This window comes from Butyrivibrio proteoclasticus B316 (assembly GCF_000145035.1).
Taxonomy (GTDB): domain Bacteria; phylum Bacillota; class Clostridia; order Lachnospirales; family Lachnospiraceae; genus Butyrivibrio; species Butyrivibrio proteoclasticus.
The window spans coordinates 206,923-221,621 of the sequence record NC_014388.1; the positions used below are offsets into that span (position 1 = coordinate 206,923).

The 14,699-nt window shown below is 40.3% G+C and carries 20 protein-coding genes; 1 reads left to right on the top strand and 19 read right to left on the bottom strand.

Features of this window, described 5'->3' with window-relative positions; genetic code table 11:
* Positions 1-14 precede the first annotated feature (14 nt).
* On the top strand, positions 15-347 hold the full coding sequence (locus BPR_RS15965; RefSeq protein ID WP_013282515.1) for a winged helix-turn-helix transcriptional regulator: 333 nt from the start codon (positions 15-17) through the stop codon (positions 345-347).
* Positions 348-459: 112 nt separating this feature from the next.
* On the opposite strand, the gene BPR_RS21585 is transcribed toward BPR_RS15965, so the two are convergent.
* The 19 genes from BPR_RS21585 to BPR_RS16050 form a co-directional block, all read right to left on the bottom strand.
* A complete protein-coding gene (locus BPR_RS21585) occupies positions 460-870 on the bottom strand; it encodes a serine hydrolase domain-containing protein (RefSeq protein WP_330367360.1) in 411 nt (136 codons plus the stop codon).
* Positions 871-915: 45 nt separating this feature from the next.
* Positions 916-1,695, bottom strand: a complete 780-nt coding sequence (locus BPR_RS20110) for a GNAT family N-acetyltransferase (RefSeq protein ID WP_051526003.1) — start codon at positions 1,693-1,695, stop codon at positions 916-918.
* Positions 1,692-1,892: a cysteine hydrolase family protein gene (locus BPR_RS15980; protein ID WP_330367361.1), complete on the bottom strand. Its 201-nt coding sequence runs from the start codon at positions 1,890-1,892 to the stop codon at positions 1,692-1,694. The genes BPR_RS20110 and BPR_RS15980 overlap by 4 nt, the downstream gene beginning before the upstream one ends.
* A gap of 76 nt (positions 1,893-1,968) precedes the next feature.
* Positions 1,969-2,619 carry a hypothetical protein gene (locus tag BPR_RS15985; RefSeq protein WP_013282518.1) on the bottom strand — a complete coding sequence of 217 codons (651 nt, stop codon included), beginning with the start codon at positions 2,617-2,619 and terminating at the stop codon, positions 1,969-1,971.
* A complete protein-coding gene (locus tag BPR_RS20115; RefSeq protein ID WP_013282519.1) occupies positions 2,619-3,281 on the bottom strand; it encodes a MerR family transcriptional regulator in 663 nt (220 codons plus the stop codon). Before BPR_RS20115 ends, BPR_RS15985 begins: the two co-directional genes overlap by 1 nt.
* A gap of 254 nt (positions 3,282-3,535) precedes the next feature.
* Positions 3,536-3,721, bottom strand: coding sequence for a hypothetical protein (locus BPR_RS21125; RefSeq protein ID WP_013282520.1), 186 nt, complete (start codon positions 3,719-3,721; stop codon positions 3,536-3,538).
* 140 nt (positions 3,722-3,861) lie between these two features.
* Positions 3,862-4,269 carry an iron chaperone gene (locus BPR_RS15995; RefSeq protein WP_013282521.1) on the bottom strand — a complete coding sequence of 136 codons (408 nt, stop codon included), beginning with the start codon at positions 4,267-4,269 and terminating at the stop codon, positions 3,862-3,864.
* The gene (locus BPR_RS16000) at positions 4,266-4,613 is read right to left on the bottom strand and encodes a DUF2200 domain-containing protein (RefSeq protein WP_013282522.1); all 348 of its coding nucleotides are present in this window, start codon (positions 4,611-4,613) and stop codon (positions 4,266-4,268) included. The genes BPR_RS15995 and BPR_RS16000 overlap by 4 nt, the downstream gene beginning before the upstream one ends.
* A 98-nt stretch (positions 4,614-4,711) precedes the next feature.
* Complete coding sequence (gloA2, locus tag BPR_RS16005; RefSeq protein ID WP_022767537.1) at positions 4,712-5,089, bottom strand: SMU1112c/YaeR family gloxylase I-like metalloprotein; 378 nt, start codon at positions 5,087-5,089, stop codon at positions 4,712-4,714.
* Positions 5,090-5,150: 61 nt separating this feature from the next.
* Entirely contained in the window at positions 5,151-5,822 is a 672-nt protein-coding gene (locus BPR_RS16010; protein ID WP_013282524.1) for a C39 family peptidase, read from the bottom strand.
* A gap of 99 nt (positions 5,823-5,921) precedes the next feature.
* Complete coding sequence (locus tag BPR_RS16015) at positions 5,922-6,920, bottom strand: asparaginase (protein WP_013282525.1); 999 nt, start codon at positions 6,918-6,920, stop codon at positions 5,922-5,924.
* A 183-nt stretch (positions 6,921-7,103) separates the two neighbouring features.
* Positions 7,104-8,636, bottom strand: coding sequence for an RICIN domain-containing protein (locus BPR_RS16020; protein ID WP_013282526.1), 1,533 nt, complete (start codon positions 8,634-8,636; stop codon positions 7,104-7,106).
* Positions 8,637-8,842: 206 nt separating this feature from the next.
* Positions 8,843-8,995, bottom strand: a complete 153-nt coding sequence (locus BPR_RS20800; RefSeq protein WP_013282527.1) for a hypothetical protein — start codon at positions 8,993-8,995, stop codon at positions 8,843-8,845.
* 675 nt (positions 8,996-9,670) lie between these two features.
* Positions 9,671-10,261: a GNAT family N-acetyltransferase gene (locus BPR_RS16025; RefSeq protein ID WP_013282528.1), complete on the bottom strand. Its 591-nt coding sequence runs from the start codon at positions 10,259-10,261 to the stop codon at positions 9,671-9,673.
* A gap of 401 nt (positions 10,262-10,662) precedes the next feature.
* Complete coding sequence (locus BPR_RS16030; RefSeq protein WP_013282530.1) at positions 10,663-11,301, bottom strand: class I SAM-dependent methyltransferase; 639 nt, start codon at positions 11,299-11,301, stop codon at positions 10,663-10,665.
* 36 nt (positions 11,302-11,337) lie between these two features.
* Complete coding sequence (locus tag BPR_RS16035) at positions 11,338-11,838, bottom strand: hypothetical protein (RefSeq protein WP_013282531.1); 501 nt, start codon at positions 11,836-11,838, stop codon at positions 11,338-11,340.
* Positions 11,839-12,050: 212 nt separating this feature from the next.
* Positions 12,051-12,338, bottom strand: a complete 288-nt coding sequence (locus BPR_RS16040) for a hypothetical protein (protein WP_013282532.1) — start codon at positions 12,336-12,338, stop codon at positions 12,051-12,053.
* A 26-nt stretch (positions 12,339-12,364) separates the two neighbouring features.
* Positions 12,365-14,380 carry a ferrous iron transport protein B gene (feoB, locus tag BPR_RS16045; protein WP_013282533.1) on the bottom strand — a complete coding sequence of 672 codons (2,016 nt, stop codon included), beginning with the start codon at positions 14,378-14,380 and terminating at the stop codon, positions 12,365-12,367.
* Positions 14,377-14,604 (bottom strand): FeoA family protein, encoded by a 228-nt coding sequence (locus BPR_RS16050; RefSeq protein WP_013282534.1) that lies wholly within the window; start codon positions 14,602-14,604, stop codon positions 14,377-14,379. Before BPR_RS16050 ends, feoB begins: the two co-directional genes overlap by 4 nt.
* Positions 14,605-14,699: the final 95 nt, after the last annotated feature.

Here is a 14,699-nt window from a genome sequence, read left to right on the forward strand (position 1 = left end):
AGGAGAAAATTTTAATGAAAAGCATTTACGGTCAATGTCCTTATGCCACAACTCAAAGAGTCCTTCAAGGTAAGTGGGCCATAGTTATACTCTTTCAGCTTAGTACAGGAACACAACGTTTTAACGAACTTGAAAGGAATATTCCGGACATCACCAGAGCTATGCTGACCAGACAGTTAAGACAATTGGAAAATGACAAACTGATAACCAGAAAGGTATATGCCGAAGTTCCTCCCAGAGTTGAATATAGTCTTAGCGAAATGGGCGAAAAATTCAGGAAGGTCTTGGATCAGATTGAACTTTTCGGCTTTGAATATATTAAAGAAATAGAAAAAGCTGAAGGTTGAGCCCTCAGCTTTTTCATTATTGTAAATTGTTGTCCATCAAAAGAGCTTCTTTCCATCTGAAAAAGCCTCTCCGACTCTTCCGGACACCTTATAATAACCATGTGTGTAAGGATCAAAAGGCGATAGCTTCAAGAGAATCTATATTAACCTTGTCTCCAGACATATTTGCTTCCTCAATAGAGGTTTTTACGACTTTTCCGATAACTCCCATAACTGATTCATCAAAATAGTCCGGAACTCCTGAAGTGTGATTCAATAGTTGTCTTACTGTCACACAGGGATCGATGTGTTTAAGATCAAAATCCAGAATTGCTCCGATAGTATCTTCAAATTTCAGCTTCTCTGCTTCAATCAATTGCAAGATGCCCACAGCAACAAAAGTCTTACTCATGGAAGCAGACGCAAATCTTGTTTCAATCGTATTGGGAATCTCATTTGCCAAGTCAGCAAACCCGCCGCTGTAATTCAGTAATACTTCTTTGTGTTTTACTATATATGCATTCCCTCTAAAATCTTTATCCATCACCATAGTAATCTCCCCTAAGCAAGATAAAACTGAAACATAATCCTATATCTCTATCATCTTTCTTATACCATTAGGTATTACTTCAAATCCAAGTTTCTGATAAAAGCCTTCTTTTCCCTTAGCAGAAACGCCACCTATGGTTGTAAACCTTCCTGTAGATGAATTCTTCATAGCATAGTCTACGAGATGGTCAACAATCATGGTTCCTATACCCATACCTTGATATTCAGGCAAAACCACTATTTCCTGCAGATACCAATACATCGCACCATCACCAACAAGTCTGCCCATTCCAACAATTTCGCCATCTTTTAAGGTAGAGACATTTATAAGTCCATTCCTGAGAGCCTTTTTCGCATGCTCTATAGGAATATCTGCAAAACCTGTAGCGACTCTAAGCCTCACAAAATCTTCTGGTTTCAAAACATTCTCGACAAGTTCAAACTTAGTGCTCATATATTCCTTGATCAGTGCAATATCTTTTTTGTCCTTATCTCTCCCAAGTTCCTGTTTCATCATAATGAGACCTTTGATAGAAATGACTGGAACGTTATCAACCATATCAGTTTTATCTTTGATCCAGTTCTCAAATACCTCTATATATTCTCCAATTTCAAACTTTCTATTACCGCTTTCGGTTAAGGAAAAAGTGTAACCATCTGCCTCAAGCTGATCTGCCATCTTAGATGTGCATCCCATATCTATATCATGAGTTTGCTCCCGGATTCCATATATAACCATGGCACTTCCAGTTATTATCCAGTATTCAGCGCGGCTATATGGAAAATCATCCAGCATATTAATAATCTCTTGTTTGTTCATAGTCTCTCCATCATTCCAATTGCTTCGTCCAAAGAAACAAAATCCGCAAATCTATTAGGCCACATCATTTCATTGTAGTACTTGTACGTTGTCTCCGCATCCATGTAGTCATTATCAACAGTAGAGTTGGTGCCCTTTGGAATAATTACTCTATAGCCTCTTTCAAAAGCTGATTTCACAGAAGCATCAATTGACAAATCTTGCACCACCAATCTGCCTTTAATTACAATATTGTTGCATATTGACTCCGGTTTTCTTATACTTCGACGCTAACTAATCATCACCATCTATTTCTTTTCTCCGTGCTAAAGCATATGGATTATCAGATGATGCATCAAATCCATCCAGCAGATATTCATGTGGGATGTATTCATCATAATCAAAATCCATGAAATAGTTACAAAATATCTGTTCTGCATAGATTATTCTGTTCTTTCCATCTGTAAGAGCATATACAAATCCATTGTAGGAATCAGCATTTATTGCCAATAAGTCATATGTCGTCTCTTCTTCAACGCTGTAATATCCAATATAATCTGTAGACGGATATGATTTAAGTCTTTCCGACTCTTTTAAATAGTCTTCGTTAGAATAATCAACAACAAGATAGCCAAGGTACTGGGCATCCCAGGGATTATAATAAACCATCTTATAGTCTGCAATCGTCATGTTATCAGTAATCTCCTGAGGCCATATGCTTTCATCAATGCCCCATTTATTCCATTGTGAATCTGCATCAGTTACGTCAAACGACATGTATTCCCTGTAATTTGTTATATCAGTGTACACCTCAGGTTTTGTAGTAACTGATCCAACAACGAAAATGCCTACAAGAACCGCAGCTGCAATACTACACAAGGCGCTAATAGCGGCAACTATTGCAATTACTATTATTATGATCTTTTTACTTTTATCCGTATTCATCACTCTTTATCCTTTCTTCTGTTTCCAAAAAAATGAAGCGGAATACGAATAATGCTTTCCACCAGAATGATTGCTACTATTGTCACTCCTGACATAAAGTTTACCAGCGTCCATTCACCACGGATAAAACATGCTATTCCCAAAATAAATATAAGACCGATAAACTTTATAACACTTTTCGGAAAATCATAAAGATTACCATTCATGTCTGTCCAACCCATGTAACTAAATACTGTCTTTTTCTCTGTATCTGCTATATCCCTGGCAATGTCCATAAATTTATTGCCCCTGCGCTCTGCATCCTCCAGGACATTCCAATACTTATCTACATCGAAGGATGCAATATCCACATCATCACTTTTCAGGCGTTTACTAAGCAGTACTGCTCCATTAAGTTCTTCAATCTGTTTTCCAAGTCTTACCAGATTTTCTTCAAGTACTTCATCCAAAGTTCTCGCTTCGTCTAGAACGTCCTCTATGTCAATCACCGAAAAGCCTATCTTTCGAAGGAGGATAATCTGTTTCAACCTTCCAACATCATATTCAGAATAGTCACGGTATCCATTACTTTCTCTGACTGGCTTTATAAGATTCTCTTTTTCATAAAACCTTATCGTTGCTCTGGGAACTTCTAACAGCTGCTCCACTTCTTTAATTGTCATACATGCACCTCCATTTTCAATTCATGAAGCAACTGTAGGCTATAAACAAGGTTTACAGTCAACAACTTTTTTAAAAAACATGTGATTTCTTCTGCTGCAAATGATTACATGTGTTATTTAAGAAAACAAAGACTCTACCATTATACTGAATAGAAAATTTGCACACAATCATTATCGACTGTGTGCAAATAAGCTCGTAAAAAACCAATCATGCTGATATTCGAGGGTTTTTATTCGAATATAACACGCCAACTTCAGCCCGACAAGCTCCGATTTATATAAATCCAGCTATCTATGTTCTCTGCCGCAGCAAATCTCTCAAATGCATTCCTTGCTTTACTGAGAAGTACGTCAAGATCAATATTATTCTCGAAGCAATAGATCACCACAAGAATATCCTCGGCATTTTCGGTTACCATCGCCCGCGTAGAATCAGACATGGAGGAGCAAAGATTCCATCATCATCTGCCAGCACGAGCATGTTCTCCATATCCAGAAAAACCTTACCGATACCTGTATGTTGCAGGCTGTTTCTCAAAGAACAGATGTGTCTTACTGTCTATGACCTGATCTCCTGCGCTCATTTTCTGTACTCCTCATAGCACCATCTGGCGATTCTTGCGATCAGATCCGCAGGCAACTCCTGGTCATACGGCAGCCGGATCGTCCCCTTACTCACATCGAATCCTGTCAGTTCCTTTTTAAACGCTTCGGTGGCGCCATCACCCGGATATAGCCCAATATGCTTTTTGGCTGCTGCAAAGTGAATGATATTTCTCCCCTTCCAGAAAGTAGGCATCGACCAGGATATGCGTTCCTCAGCCTCCGGCAATGCTTCTGCCAGAATGTCGCGGACTTCCTTCAGCCTGGGCTGTACCTGTGCATCCTGTACAGCAATGTACTCCTCGATATTCTGCGGTTTCATACAGTAATGACCCTGATTCTGTTTACTGAACTCCCTACCGCATTTCGGGCATTTCCACTTCATCTTAAAATACTCTCCATTGGTTTTCCCTTCGCAAGTTCATCCACCAGCTTGTCAAGCTGCCGGATTTTCTTCATCAAAGGATCTTCAATCGTCTCTATCTGAATACCACATATCTTTCCGGTAATAAGAGCCGCACGCTGATTATAGGCAGGTGTGTCAGAGAAAAACTCACCATATGTAATATCTGAATTCATTGCAGCATCGATTTGCTCCGTCGAGTATCCGGTGAGCCAGGCAGTCACCTCCTTGACTTCCTCTATCGTCCTTCCTTTACGTTCTGCCTTCTGGATCAATGCAGAGTAGATATCTTGAAAACGCATATCAAATACCGAACGTCGTGCCATATCATCACCTCATAAAACACCGATTTGTCGTTCTGCATTGTTTTCCGGGAGAACTTGCTAACACTTCAGCCAGACCAATCTCATTTGTCACAAGTAGTTTACTCATGTATTTCCAAAGGAAGCCCGTCCGGGTCACGGAAAAACGTCATTTTTTCACCCGTGAAAGCATCCCGTCGTATCGGTTCACAAGGGATACCCATAGACTCCAATTCTGCGACGGTCTCATCTACACTATCTACACGGAAAGCAAGATGACGCAATCCGTAAGCTTCGGGAGAAGGACGGAGTGGATGATCCTTCATAATAAAAAGTTCAATTTCGCTGTCATCGAGCTTAAGGTCAATCTTCCAATCATCCCGTTCCGGTCTATAGTTCTCTCGCAGAATTCGAAAGCCAAGCTTATTATGGTAAAAGTTCAGAGCAGTGTCTTTGTCGGAACAAATCACCGCAATATGATGAATGCGATTTAATTTCATGAGGCGCCTCCTGTTTTAACCAGAAAAACCGATTTGCTTATTTCATTATTCTGAAAGTTATTTAGTTTCCGTTCAATCCGTGAACAGTAAAGATTGTATTCTTCTCAAACATCCCTACAGCAAATGCCAATTTGAAATAAAAAGGCATATTCTCATAGGCTTCAAAACTTGTGCGCTGTAAAAATTCATCTACAGACAACTCTTCAACATAACCATAAGGATTTGCTACAGTTATCTTGTCATTAGGAATATCCATCCCAACAAGCAGGGAATAATGAAGAGTCCACACATCACCATACTTAGCTGCCCACTCAAATGGCACAGGTACTCCTCTTGCCAGATTTTCATAAGCTGCATCTATCAGTTCCGTGTTTGACATGTATTTATGGATAGACGTAGTGTACTCCGGAAAGCGCTTGTTCATTTCTTCGCAGAACTTATCTCCTGTTGAGGTTATGACCTTGCCATATTCATTGTACAGATCCTCTTCTGTCAGATGTCCCCCATTCCATGCAGAAAACATCTCAATACAAGCATAACCACAGGAAACATCCTGGGTTATTACCTCTACTCCATCAACATATACAGGAGCACCATATTTATCATCTTTATATATAGATGAATAATCAGTAAGGATTCTTCCTGTCTGTATCCGTAGCTTTATCAAAAGTCCCACCAACACAATAATAATCAGCGTTATAAAAATGAGAACACTGCGAATTGTCTTTTTCAAATAATACCTCCTCTATCGTGTATAAACTGGATGCGGTTCACTTCATCTTCAGCCATGTCTGAATTGAATGTGACCATACCGGAATGTGGGTTATTAAAATTATATTTTAGACATTTCACCAGCCATATTGATAGAATAGAAGTCACGTATTTCCTTAATGTCTTCCGTCATTCCCAAAATCCACATGAGTTTTGTAAGAGCTGCTTCACCTGTCATATCGCGCGCTTCAAGTGCTCCTATAGCCATAGCTCTTTTACCGGTCTCATATACATCCATCTTGGTTCCTTCATATCTGCACTGGGTACCCACGACAACTGTCATTCCATTCTGAATAACTTTATCTAATGCTCCAATAAAATCGTGCTTGAGAAATGGCATACCACCGATGCCGTAAGCCTCGATATACAGGCCTTTATACCCCTGTTCAGCAATAGATTCGATAAAGCTTCTATGAATTCCCGGAAACATCTTTATCATGCAAACTTTATCAGAATATGTATTTGCTAATTTGAATATCCCGGTCCTCTCCGGAACAGCTGCAGTTTCAATCTTCATACCCAAAGAGCTGATTGTAGCTATATTAGGATAATTAATACTCTCAAAGGCATCAAAACTAAGAGATCTGACTTTTGATGCTCTGCAGCCCAGAATAACCTTTCTGTTAAAAGCCACAAAAATTCCGGGGATCTGACTTGCAGCCATGTGTATAGCACATCTGCAGTTCTCCATAGCATCTGCCACCGGATTAGTAATTGACAGCTGCGATCCCGTGATCACTACCGGAATATTAATATTTCTCAACATAAAAGAGAGCATTGATGATGTATACGCAAGTGTATCAGTTCCGTGAATGACGACAATTCCGTCATAGTCATTGCGGCAATCGCTGATCTTCTGCGCCAGAGCACACCAGTCCTCCGGAAAAATATTGGCACTGTCTACAGAACAAAAATCTTCAATCTCAATATCAGTATCACCGGAAACCATCTTGAGTTCCTTTTGCATGTCATGAATAGACAGGCCCGGAATAAGCCCATTCTTTTTCATTACAGCGGACAAAGTTCCGCCGGTATTTATTATCAAAATTTTTCTGCTCATATTTCGTCCTTTTTAGCTTTTAGGAATAATCAGCCATGCCAAGCGCAACATAATCTGTGTGATCGTTGAGTAGGAAGCTGCTTCTCCTGTATCATCACAAGTTTAGTATATTCCATTCCATAAAAAAAGGCCATCGCGCTATGCGATAGCCTCGTGTTCGAACCCAAGGAGTAATGTGTTTAATTAAAACCCAATACAGTTGCCCTTTAATGTGGCACCCTTAATGTTATTTTTTCCGTTTTTAGATGTGCAATCCTGAATGACTGCAGTTCCAAATGTAACTTTTTTACCAAGAGCAGAAGGAGTTCCTTCCTTTGGCCAGTTATAATTATACTTCTTGTTACTGTCTGCAGTACATTTTTTCATAGTTACTACACCGCTCTGGTTATTTCTGTCAAAACCACTTGCATAGTTTCCTACAGCTGAACATCCTTCTAAAACATGGTTCAATGGATCAAGGTGCGCTGCAACTCCTGGCGTTTTATTATCAACTCCACCAAGTTTAAAGCCGTTACCATCTCCATAGATCCCGTCACAATATCCGTTGTAGTTCGCCTTACAATTCTTAAATGTTACAGCGCCGTGTGCAGCATAGAGATCCCATCCGTCATCACTGTTGTACTCAGCAACACAACCTTCAAAATAGTTTCCTGTCCCTGAGTGAAGCTTACAAGCAAAGCCATCTGCATTTTCACCTTTTGGATCCGCATTGTGGTGTGAAGTACAGTTGTAGAATTTATTGTTTGAACCTCCGTTACTGATCTGGAAACCAGCGTCCTTGTTGTAACAGCAAATTACATTTGTAAAGGTATTGTTATTGCCATCTATAAAGATACCGTTATCAGCTGCATTTTTTACCGTAAAGTTCGAAAGCTTACTACCGCTTCCGGAAATGGTAATTCCCCTGCCTGAACTTCCACTTGTAGAGGAAAAGTCGATAGTAGCATTGTTCTTACCTGTGATATGAACACCTGATGGAAGCTTTATCGAACCACTCTTAACTGTACCATCAATTACAATTGTGGTTCCACTCTTTGCTTTGCTGATAGCTGATGAAAGTGAAGTTCCACCATTTTTAACTGTAATAGTACTTCCACTAGTGTTTCCGGAACTTGAGCTGTTACCTGATCCGGAGCCGCTTCCTGAGCTGTTACCTGATCCGTTTGAACATGCTTCAAACTTGAACTGCTGGCATGCAAGTCCGTTATACTCCCATGTCGAGATATTCCCGCCAGCTGCTGTTGACCAGTTATACACGTCAACAGCCTGTTTATTAGAACTGCACTTTGTCTGAAGAGCAACTACTCCACTGGAAATACTAACTACCCTAAAGGTTTGTGAATCCTTGCCATTTGCAGGCCAGATCTGAATATTTGTACCGTTAGCTGAGCTTCCCCCATTGACATCAAGCATACGGCCACCAGCCATGCCACTTTTAAGCGTAATGTAATTGCTTCCAAGATTAGTAACATACCACTTCTGGCAAGCATTGCCATTACCTGTGTACTGCTGAACATTTGCCCCATTTGCGTCAGATGCATTAGCTACTTCAACATACATCTGACTGTTGATATTCTTAATGTAATACCATCCATCAGAAATGATATTCGATGCTGCTTCTACCTTAGGCACCGTAGTTGCTACAGTAGAAGAAGCTACTATCACCGAAGCTGTCGTGATAGCAATTACAACCTTTTTGATCAGTTTTTTGATCATACCTTCTGTCCTCCCATTTTTACCTTTTTGCCTCCCCAAGCTAAAACACGAGAACATCATAACACGCATGAATACTGGATGTAAACGCTTACACAAACGAAATAATCAATAAAAATAATTGTCTGAATTTGGTGATAATTACAATAAGTTATGGCGCATTTTATCCTGTATATTTCCCTATATCTGATAAATCAGTACTCATATTCCTATTTTCCCTCTTTCTGCTTTAACAATACATCATGGATAGCTCTTGCTATCACCTCATCCGGCGCCCTCTTTAGAGCATCAGCCGCAGAACTGTTTTTAACCTTTATTTCCTGTTTCTTGCCTGTAGAAGGTTGTTGCTTTTCATTTTTCATTTCTTAGCTTCCCCATATTTCAGACTCCGCAGCTGCTTCCGTTCTGCTACTTTTTCGGAACTTGTTATAGTGGCAGTCGGTTTATGCACGGTTGTACTGCCTATATTGTAGTTTATTTTATAGTGGCAGTGCTTTTTAAGCCTGTCTTTCTGCCTCTATCAAATATTTATAAATATAGGCAGACTATTTCTCCTTAGATATTCTGCCTGTATCGCGAATATCTCAAAAGAGGCAGATTTTCAGCTCTAATTATGTCTGCCTGTATCAGCATTACTCGTGATATAGGCAGAACTACGAGCATAAATTGAACTGCCACTAAATGAAATATTCTGATAGAGGCAGTTTTACATCAACTGTCACGATATGATCTACACCGATGTGTTCTTTCTGACATAGATTAAATGAAAATTCAAAATATCATACAAACCTTTATCCAAAAACTCCTTATCACGTAAGCCATATTCATGTCCTGATTCAAGCCATTCTCTCCATGGATATATAACACTCAGCTTCTTTTATTTCGATACTGCAATCGGCCTTTACGCTCATTCTTCAACAGTTTTTCCCACCATGCAGCGGTCTTGATAAGTTCGGAATCTTCTCCTTCTGCCCATGACTCAAAAATTACTTTCAGTTCGCCTTGCGGTTGTTCCATTAATCCGGGAACTGCAACCATCACAGTGCCGCCTTTTTTAACATACGGTCCACATCATCTTCAGCCATATCTGATCTTAGAATTGCATACCAACTGGAATCATTAAGTCCCTGGTTGTTAATATCTGAGCTCCGGAGTGTACCTTCGTACTTCATTCCGCATTTCTTCATGACCATACCGGAATGTGGATTATTAACATCATGCCTTGATTCGATGCGATTTGCTTCCACCTTGTCAAAAAAGAATTCTATAACTGCTTTTAATGCTTCAGATGTAATCCCCTGATTCCACCAGAGCTTTCCGATACAGTATCCTATATGGATCATGTTTATTCTTTCTTCCATACCAACTGCTGAGATACTGCCTATTGGTTCATCTATTTCTTTTAGAACAATGGCCCACTGATAGTACTTTTCATCCTTATATGAATCCACCCACTGTTTCAAAATCTCTTTTGTAACATCCACCGTTCCATGAGGCGGCCAAGTCAGATACTTAGTAACTTCTTCATCATTTGCCCAGTTCTTAAACATGGAATCGGCGTCTTCTCTCTTGAATTGCCTCAATATAAGTCTTTCTGTTTCGATTGTCTGTGTCCCGCAATGCTTCATTATATCCTTCTTCTCCTTCCACCTCCGACATTTTTTCCGACAACTTATGGATTATCATACATTTTTTCAGACAAAAATAAAATAGCCCATACATCAAGATTGCCAAACCAAAACGAGCTCTCAGCATATCCTGTATAATCTCCACAATATGCCCTTTTATAAGAAAAACTATATCTATAGGGCATACATTTTGATGCCAGTGAAGGTTTTCCATACGCAATGTATGCCCTCAATAGATGAAAAGAGCTGCAATAGGGCATACGCAGAATCAAATCAATGGTCAATAATATGAAAAAATATGCCCTAATAAAACAAAATCATCTTATTAGGGCATATTTTACATATATATTGACAATAACCTTACAGGAACAGAGCTTAATTCTACACGTATAAATAAGTTTTCACTTTCTTGCCACCAGATGCATTCGAAACTTCTTTGCTGCCTCAAGTTTCTCAATCTGAAGCCCCGACTTATTACAGAATTCCTGCATCTGAATAAGTGAATAGGCTCCAACATCGCCATGTCCGATAAGGTTAGCCAGTGGCATCTCTGTATGATTCATGAGCCATAGAATAGCTTTTGGTGCAGTATAGTCCTGCAACACCAGTCTTCCGTCAGGTCTTAATACTCTTTTAACACTGTCAAAGAACTTCTGCGGATTGGGATAATGATGAAAACTGTTTGTGCAAATGATCACATCAAAAGACTCATCATCGAAAGGAAGATTCTCGCAGTCTCCCACAATCCATTCTGTGCCTGCAAGCTTTTTACTCCTTGCCACTTCTATCATCCTGGGAGTCAGATCAAGTCCCACATAGTGCTTCGAGCTGTCCTTTTCATGCAAAAGAGATATCATGGGTCCGGTACCGCATCCGCAGTCCAAAAGATCCTGATAATTGATATGAGATAGTTCCTCTTCAATATATGGATAATCTTCCTTACACATTTCGTATATTCCGGCATGATCTGTCTCATATACTTCTGCCGCCTTTGTAAATTCGCTGATAGTCAGCTTCTTATATTGTTCTGCTGTCTTCATTATAATTCTCCTATATCTTCACTCAGCAATTCTTCTTCACCTCAACCCTGAGCATATCCACGCTGCCAAAGCAGAGGCCGCAGGGAATATGATCAAAAGCTTTATCAGCTGACTTTTTAAGTTGTATCCATATATCCTGCCTTGTGCCACGTCTTCTATTTCAGGAAAATAAAATTGGAAAAAGTGAAACTTCATCAGCAAAAAATAATCGAAGCAGATCATGTCGTAAAGTTTATATACCGTGAATATCACTATAAAACGTACAAAAAATTGCCAAAAGGAATACTCACTTCTTACCCCGTCCCAGACAGATATTACTCCCACACCAAAGATAAGAATGAAGCTGAATACTAAAAGCGCCCATCCTATTGCTTTTGCCCCGTAAAACAGTTCCTTCTCACGAGGCACTATTACTTTCTGAAATTCCTTAGGAGCTGATGAAAAAAGCTTCTTATCCTGAATAAATACAACTGCTGCAAACATCATATTTGTGATTGCAACACAAAATACAATTGTCAAAAATATCGTTAGTAACATAATTCTCCCTTAGATTACTGCCTTTTTCATCATGTGAAGGTTTCCCATACGCAATATATGCCCTAATAAAACAAAATCATCTTATTAGGGCATGTTTTACACATAATCATACTATAACACGTGGTACAAGGCTAATTGCTCCCTCATAAATCTAAATTAACATAGATTATCAAATATCTGAAGAAATTCGGTATCCTATAGAATATCCATTTTTACAAAGTAAGATTCAATCTCTTCTGAGTTGCAGGTACAACCTCATACATGACTCCCATATTCTGGAAACCACCTTTTGGGGCGCACTTGCTGCAATTTCCTCCGCAGCCGCCACCATCTGAGCATCCCGATCCACAGGATGAATAGTTCACCCTGCGGATTATGCCCATATTCTCAAGATACTCTATTTGTCTTTTTACATCTTCAACTGTTGTGTGAAGTTCAATTGCCAGAAGCTTTTCTGTCCTGGCATGTCCATCACTTAACAGTTTAATCAAATCATTCATGCCTTAGTCACTACCTCCTTCAGCAATCAGAAGATCAGTAGCCCAACATGGTAAGCGATCGCAGCAAGTAATAATGCTGTAAAGGTGTAATAAAGCGCAATTCTTGCAGTCCACTTAACTGAATAGGTTTCCTGGAAAGTTGCAGCAAGTGCAACAACACAAGGCATGTTGAAGGTCATTGCGAATATAAAGGCCAATGCCTCAGCTTTAGAGACGTTTGAAAGGAGTATCTCGTTGAGGTTTGAAGCTGCTCCGGCTCCACTCATAGCTGCATTAAAGGCACTTGAGATATTTCCGCCTGTAAAAAGAGCACTAATAACGCCAATAGCACCCTCTTTTCCTACGGCAGATGCTATAAAAGCAACAAATAACTGCCAATGCAAGCCAAAAATCTTAGTCACGGGCTCAATAGCTGTTCCAATACGATATAGGATAGGCTGTGTGCCTGGAACAAAGGTGTAACTGAGAATCCAGAAAACACCGCATACAAGGAGAACCACGCTGGTAACTCGCTTAAATGTATCACCTGTTCTTCCAAGCACGTAGCGAAGGAGGGCTCCGATTCTGGGCTTATGATATGGCGGAAGTTCCATTATCATTCCATATCTGTCAGCCTTCTGAACGAGCTTTCGCCCAAAAATCTTGGCTGTTACCCACATATGCAGGATCATGGTAAAGAGAATTGCAACTATTACAAGAACTGCTCCCGGTCCAAAGAATATTGCAGACAGCATAGGAATTACCGCCCAGGCTGCCCCACAGGGAACTGCCCATGCAAGGGCAATTGTGAGAACCTTTTGGCCCCAGTTATCTATGACTCTGGCGCCGGCTGCGCCACCCATTGTACATCCAAAGCTGACAAGGAAAGGCATTACGGACTTACCCTGTAATCCGAGTTTGCCCATTGTGTTATCAAAAACATAAGAAATTCGTGCCATTACGCCTACTTCCTCAAGAAGTCCGAACACAAGCGTAACTCCGAATACAAAGCCCAACATCTTAACTATGTAGCTAAATGACTGGATCACAACAGTGCATATTATCTGAATCAATACTTCCGGGGCACCTGCCTGTATGAGAGCTGCTGCTACCGGAGCTTTCAGCGCACCTATAGCTTCCCCTACTCCCATAAACGGAAGAGCCGGGATAAAGGATAAAATAAGTCCCAGCAAAACTGTCAGAACTACAGCAGGTTTGCCCCATACTTTGCTGAGATACATTTTATCAAGCTTACTGAGTGCAATGTTTTCTTTTTTGGCATTGACACTTCCCTCAAGTATCTCATCAATCCACTTAAACTTGCTGCTTCCTGTAGCAATTGCCCCCTGACTGGCGCTGCAAATATTTACGACATTTTTGTAGTTTTCCTGAGAAAGCTTGTTCTTTAGCACAGAAAGAACCTGCTCATCCCCCTCAAGAGCCTTGACCGCAAGCCACATACTGGTAAAACCGGTAAACATTCCCTCAGGAATCAGCTCTTTTAAAAGGCTATAGCCCTCTATCTTCTCGTATTCTGCCTCAAGCCCTTCTACGTTGATCTTGGACTTTTCTTTTACCGCCCTCTCCATAGTTTCATAATACGGCTCATATTTCTTTCCATCCGTAGCAGAGAAAAGAAGTACCGGAATGCCCAGTTTTTTCTCTATTGCCTTGGCATCTATAGTTTTGCCCTGATCTGCAGCCACATCAGCCATATTTAACACAAGAAAGCTTGGTACATCTATACCTGCGTAATCTGCAGTCATAAAAAGAGATCTCTCAAGCTGTGAGCTGTCGGCCAAAATACAGACAACGTCTGCTTTCCCTGATGAGATGTATTCTCGAGTGATAAGCTCTTCATCAGAATTGGCAGTAAGACTATACGAACCGGGAAGGTCCGCAATGGCACACTCCATGCCCTTGTAGGAAAAACTTCCTTCTTTTTTCTCAACTGTTTTACCCGGCCAGTTGCCCACATGCTGACGAAGCCCTGTCAGTGCATTAAAAAGTGTGGATTTACCGGAGTTTGGCTGTCCCAATAAAGCTATAGTTGCTGAACTCATCCTGCCACCTCCGCAACTTCAATGCCCTTGCACTCATTTCTGTTAAGCGCAATTATTGTATCCCTTGAATAAATCAGCATTGGTCTGTTTTTATCATTTCTGATCACTCTAATGCTGCATCCGGGTGTTAAGCCAATAGAAGTTATCCTGCTCATAAACCTCTCATCTCCTGTCAGCTTTTCAACAATTGCCTGACTATCTTTTCCTAATTCATTTAAGCTCATGCTCTCCTCCTCATATTTTTCGCATTTTTGCGGACTATTTCAATAAAACATGTTAGCACCCGCTAACATACACATCAATAAGAGTTCTTGATAAT

What these genes read in the sequence shown, in the direction of transcription:
- feoB (WP_013282533.1), bottom strand. Translation starts at nt 14,380, where the DNA reads ATGAGTTCAGCAACTATAGCTTTATTGGGACAGCCAAACTCCGGTAAA.
- BPR_RS16050 (WP_013282534.1), bottom strand. Translation starts at nt 14,604, where the DNA reads ATGAGCTTAAATGAATTAGGAAAAGATAGTCAGGCAATTGTTGAAAAG.
- gloA2 (WP_022767537.1), bottom strand. Translation starts at nt 5,089, where the DNA reads ATGAAATTAAATCGCATTCATCATATTGCGGTGATTTGTTCCGACAAA.
- BPR_RS16015 (WP_013282525.1), bottom strand. Translation starts at nt 6,920, where the DNA reads ATGAGCAGAAAAATTTTGATAATAAATACCGGCGGAACTTTGTCCGCT.
- BPR_RS15965 (WP_013282515.1), top strand. Translation starts at nt 15, where the DNA reads ATGAAAAGCATTTACGGTCAATGTCCTTATGCCACAACTCAAAGAGTC.
- BPR_RS16025 (WP_013282528.1), bottom strand. Translation starts at nt 10,261, where the DNA reads ATGAAGCATTGCGGGACACAGACAATCGAAACAGAAAGACTTATATTG.
- BPR_RS15985 (WP_013282518.1), bottom strand. Translation starts at nt 2,619, where the DNA reads ATGAATACGGATAAAAGTAAAAAGATCATAATAATAGTAATTGCAATA.
- BPR_RS16020 (WP_013282526.1), bottom strand. Translation starts at nt 8,636, where the DNA reads ATGATCAAAAAACTGATCAAAAAGGTTGTAATTGCTATCACGACAGCT.
- BPR_RS16040 (WP_013282532.1), bottom strand. Translation starts at nt 12,338, where the DNA reads ATGAATGATTTGATTAAACTGTTAAGTGATGGACATGCCAGGACAGAA.
- BPR_RS20800 (WP_013282527.1), bottom strand. Translation starts at nt 8,995, where the DNA reads ATGAAAAATGAAAAGCAACAACCTTCTACAGGCAAGAAACAGGAAATA.
- BPR_RS21585 (WP_330367360.1), bottom strand. Translation starts at nt 870, where the DNA reads ATGGATAAAGATTTTAGAGGGAATGCATATATAGTAAAACACAAAGAA.
- BPR_RS21125 (WP_013282520.1), bottom strand. Translation starts at nt 3,721, where the DNA reads ATGTCTGATTCTACGCGGGCGATGGTAACCGAAAATGCCGAGGATATT.
- BPR_RS15995 (WP_013282521.1), bottom strand. Translation starts at nt 4,269, where the DNA reads ATGAAGTGGAAATGCCCGAAATGCGGTAGGGAGTTCAGTAAACAGAAT.
- BPR_RS16000 (WP_013282522.1), bottom strand. Translation starts at nt 4,613, where the DNA reads ATGGCACGACGTTCGGTATTTGATATGCGTTTTCAAGATATCTACTCT.
- BPR_RS20115 (WP_013282519.1), bottom strand. Translation starts at nt 3,281, where the DNA reads ATGACAATTAAAGAAGTGGAGCAGCTGTTAGAAGTTCCCAGAGCAACG.
- BPR_RS16035 (WP_013282531.1), bottom strand. Translation starts at nt 11,838, where the DNA reads ATGTTACTAACGATATTTTTGACAATTGTATTTTGTGTTGCAATCACA.
- BPR_RS16030 (WP_013282530.1), bottom strand. Translation starts at nt 11,301, where the DNA reads ATGAAGACAGCAGAACAATATAAGAAGCTGACTATCAGCGAATTTACA.
- BPR_RS20110 (WP_051526003.1), bottom strand. Translation starts at nt 1,695, where the DNA reads ATGAACAAACAAGAGATTATTAATATGCTGGATGATTTTCCATATAGC.